Annotated in this window: 4 protein-coding genes; all 4 read right to left on the bottom strand. The window is 68.9% G+C overall.

Features of this window, described 5'->3' with window-relative positions:
- Positions 1-187: 187 nt before the first annotated feature.
- The gene (locus tag VGZ32_RS04280) at positions 188-2041 is read right to left on the bottom strand and encodes an ABC transporter permease (protein WP_326884483.1); all 1854 of its coding nucleotides are present in this window, start codon (positions 2039-2041) and stop codon (positions 188-190) included.
- A 17-nt stretch (positions 2042-2058) separates the two neighbouring features.
- Complete coding sequence (locus VGZ32_RS04275) at positions 2059-2808, bottom strand: ABC transporter ATP-binding protein (RefSeq protein WP_326884482.1); 750 nt, start codon at positions 2806-2808, stop codon at positions 2059-2061.
- Complete coding sequence (locus tag VGZ32_RS04270) at positions 2805-3326, bottom strand: PadR family transcriptional regulator (protein ID WP_326884481.1); 522 nt, start codon at positions 3324-3326, stop codon at positions 2805-2807. The genes VGZ32_RS04275 and VGZ32_RS04270 overlap by 4 nt, the downstream gene beginning before the upstream one ends.
- Before the next feature lie 81 nt (positions 3327-3407).
- Positions 3408-3805, bottom strand: a 398-nt coding sequence (locus tag VGZ32_RS04265) for a transposase (RefSeq protein WP_326884480.1), incomplete at its 5' end; no start/stop codon positions are given.

The following is a 3805-nucleotide window of genomic DNA, read 5'->3' as shown; positions in this document are numbered from 1 at the left end:
GTCAGGTCCATTTGACCTGAGTTGAGCTAACTTGGTGCACACTTTAATGCCATTGGATTCATGCTTGCGGAGCACGGGTTCTGCGCGTTCTCTGGTTGCCTGTTTCGCGCCTGGTCGCGCGGAAACCTGGTGCGGGCTAAGAGCCTGCTTGAAAACTGGGGCATAACCGGCTGCCAGCCGCAAGGCGTCACGTCGCTTCGGTCTGGAGCATCTCGGCGACGGGTCGCCGGAGGCCGATCCGTGCCGGAACGCTGGTGAGCGCCGCCACGACGAGCACGGTTCCGAGCACGGCGGCGACGAGCCAGAGCACTGGCGGCAGGCCAGTCAGGCCATGGCCCGCGACTTTGAACAGGCCGATGCCGAGCGGGAGGCCGAGGATCGCGCCGGGCAGCGCGGGGATGACCTGTGCCATGACCAGCCCGGCTCGGACTTGCTGCGGGGTTGCACCCAGCGCGAGCGTCACTGCGGAGGCGCGTCTCGCGTCGAGGACCGTCGCCAAGGCGGCGAAGATCGCAGTGAGCGCGGCCAGGGTGACCAGCGCGATCGTGATGGCGGTCAGCACCTGCTCCGCTCGGGGGACATCCGGGTTGACCAGCCCGCCCGAGCTCCCGAAGTGAGAGAACTTGTTGTCGACGGCGGCGTGGATGGCGAGCGCGGCGACGAGACCCATGACGGCGACGGCGATGCTCGCCGCGCTGAGGATCGCGCGTCGTGGCCGGCGGGCGACGAGGCGCAGCCCGAACAGCGCCGGCACGGGCAGCTTCCGTGACAGCCGTATCAGCGAGTCCCGCCGCCTCGGCAGGCGGGGCGCGTCGGCGAGCGCGCTGACCGTGCTCATCCGCGCCGCACGGATCGCGGGAACGAGCGTCGATGCGAGCGCCACGGCGAGCGAAACGGCGAGCGCGACGAGGACCATGACGAGCGTGAGCGGCGGCGCTCCCGGAGTACCGACGAGGTCGGCCTCGGGCTTGGAGAGGAGCGGGGCCGCACGCCAGCCGGCCAGCAGGCCGGCGACGGCCGCGACGAGCGCCAGGAACAGGTTCTCGGTAAGGAAGACCACCGCGACAATGCCTGGCGTGCCGCCGGTGGCCTTCAACAGCCCGACCCGCCGGGTGCCTTCCGCCAGGCGGCCACCGACGAGAACGGCCACGCTCGCGAGCGCGAGCACGCCGAGCAGCACGGTGCCGGTAAAGAGGAAGGCCTGGTCGGTGCGCAGGAAGGCGGCGTCCCCGTAGGCGATCTCCATCCATGAGGCGAGGAACGGCGCCGTGGCGTCGGCGGGAGCGCCGTACTTGAGGCCGTAGGCGTTCACGAACGCGCTGACCGCGCGCGGCGACGCGTCGGACAGCTTGATGTTCGAGATGTACGACAGCGGGTCCGCCTTGGTGGCCAGGCTGCGCGCCGCCGCCTCGGTGGCCCATATCAGGCTCACACCAGGGAAGCCATGGAACGCCGCCGTGACGGCGAAGCCGACCACCTGGAAGGGGTGACCGTTCAGCGTGATCGTCTGGCCGAGACGCAGGTTCGCCGCCTCAGCAAAGGACCGCTCGGCCACCACGCCCCCCGGCCGGATCCATGTCCCGTCCGTCACCTTGGGCTGGTCGACCGCAACCACGCCAGGCTCACGTCCTTCGACCTGCACTGAGGTAACGATGCCCGCGCTGCGCATGACGGGACCCACCGGGCCGGTGTCGCCCACGATCGGATAGGGGCCGCTGTGGGCCGCCACCCCTTTGGCGTGGTTCAGCGCCTCGAGCGCCGCGAGGTCCGCCGGCGACGTCACGCCGGTGTAGGGGTCATTTCCGCTCTGGGCCACGACGTCGGGCCCCTTCGTCGCTGCCTTGGTCTGCTGGTAGGGGTTGCTGTTCACGCCGTTCAGCGAGAAGGCCAAGGAGAGCACGGCCGTGGCCGCGGCAATGGCGACTATCAAGAGGACCGCCTGGGCGAAGTGGTGACGGATGTCTTGCCGGGCGAGACGGAAGAGCAGCAGGGCTCGCCCCTTCGCTCCGCCCGCGCGGCGCGCGCGCCGTGACTGGTTCATGAGGTTCTCCTTTGATCTCACCCGAGGTGCTCCCACTCCGCGAAGGTGCTGAGGTGCCCTCGTGAACCGCCCGTCAGCCGCGTCTCGTCGATAAACGCTCCGTCGCGCATCGAGATCAGGCGGTCCGCGGTTGCGGCGATGCGCTCGTCGTGGGTGACGATCACCAAGGTCAAACCCTTGGCGTGCAAGTCCCCTAGCAGCGAAAGGACGTCGAACGCCGAAGCACTGTCCAGGTTGCCGGTCGGCTCGTCCGCCAGCACGATTTCCGGGTCGTTCACGAGTGCCCGCGCGATCGCGACGCGCTGGCGCTGGCCCCCGGACAGCATCGAGGGAAGGTGCCGGGCGCGATCGGCGAGGCCGACCTGATCGAGGAGCGCGGTGGCGCGCGCCCGCGCCTGGTTCGGCGAATGACCCGCGAGGAGCGCGGGCAGTTCGACGTTCTCCTGCGCGGTGAGCTCGTCCATCAGCTGGAACGCCTGGAAGACGAATCCGATCTCGTCGCGGCGCAAGTGCGCGAGGGCGCGTTCGGAGAGCTCGCCGACGCGTTGCCCCGCGACCGACAGCTGACCGGCGCTCGGACGATCGAGCCCGCCGATCAGGTGGAGCAGCGTCGATTTCCCGCAGCCACTGGGACCCATCACCGCCACGGCCTCGCCGCGGTTGACGTCGAGGTCGACCGCGTCGAGCGCGCGCACCAAGCCCTCGCCGCTGCCGTAGTCCTTCCGCAAACCCTTGGCGTGCACGAGCACGGCGGGCGAGTCGTTCATTTCGGGGTACTCCGTTTCGTCCAGGCGATCTCACAGGCATGCAACCAGCGCAGGTCGGCTTGCAGGCGAAGCACGATGCCTTCCAGGAGCAGCGCTGCGTCGGAATCCTTTTCCTCTTCCATCACCGCGCGCCCCACTTCTCGCAGGCGGCGCAGCAGGTCGCGGCGTTGCGCGTCGATGAGGCTGACCGGGTCGGCGAGCCCGCCCTGCGCGGCGGCGATGAGCTTCATGTGGAACTCGGCGAGGTCGGGCCGCGGCCAGCTCACCTCCGACATCCATTCCCTCACCCGCTCCTGGCCGGCCGGAGTGAGGCAGTACACCTTGCGATCGGACCGCTGGGCCGGCGCGTCGAGCCGCTCGACAAAGCCGCCCTTCTCCAGCCGGGTGAGCGTGACGTACATCTGGGCTTCGTTGATCCCCTCGGCCACCGGGCCGAGCGCCCGGGCCAGACGAGCCCGCAGCTCGTACCCGTGGGACGGCTCCTTCGCCAGCATCGCCAGCACGACTTCCTGCTGCACGCGCCCACCTCCCTTAACTGTTAAGTATACTAAACCGTTAAGGGTATTGGGTCAAGGCCGACGTTAGAGCCTGCTTGAAACTCAGGCAGCATCTGACTGAGCTGGTGCTGAGGTGCTGGCAGCGTTGCGGGCGAGGCGGCGGGTCATGACGATGATCATGGACCAGTAGACGTAGGTCTCGTGGTGGGCGGGCAGCCGTTCGTAGTCCCGGACGGTCCTGCGGTGCCGGGTGATCCAGGCCAGCGTCCGCTCGACCACCCAGCGGCGGGGCAGGACCTGGAAGGTGTGCAGGTCATCGGGCCGTTTGACGATCTGCAACGTGAGCTTCGGCTTGAGCTTGGTCCTGGCCCAGGTGACGAGCTTGCCGGCGTAGCCGGCGTCGGCCCAGGCGAGCTTGACCTGGGGAAAGGCCTTGCGCAGGTTCCACAGCAGCGGCTTCGCCGCGTCGCGGTCCTGGACCGACGCCGCGGTGATCAGCA

Origin of the sequence: Actinocrinis sp., from assembly GCF_035938995.1 — a bacterium.
In the GTDB taxonomy this organism is placed as follows: Bacteria; Actinomycetota; Actinomycetes; order Streptomycetales; family Catenulisporaceae; genus DASZGI01.
The sequence above is the reverse complement of the archived record's forward strand: the minus strand, read 5'-3'. Positions and strand labels throughout refer to the sequence as shown.

Excerpts from the sequence above, each read along its gene's own strand:
- VGZ32_RS04275 (WP_326884482.1), bottom strand. The coding sequence starts at position 2,808 with ATGAACGACTCGCCCGCCGTGCTCGTGCACGCCAAGGGTTTGCGGAAG.
- VGZ32_RS04280 (WP_326884483.1), bottom strand. The coding sequence starts at position 2,041 with ATGAACCAGTCACGGCGCGCGCGCCGCGCGGGCGGAGCGAAGGGGCGA.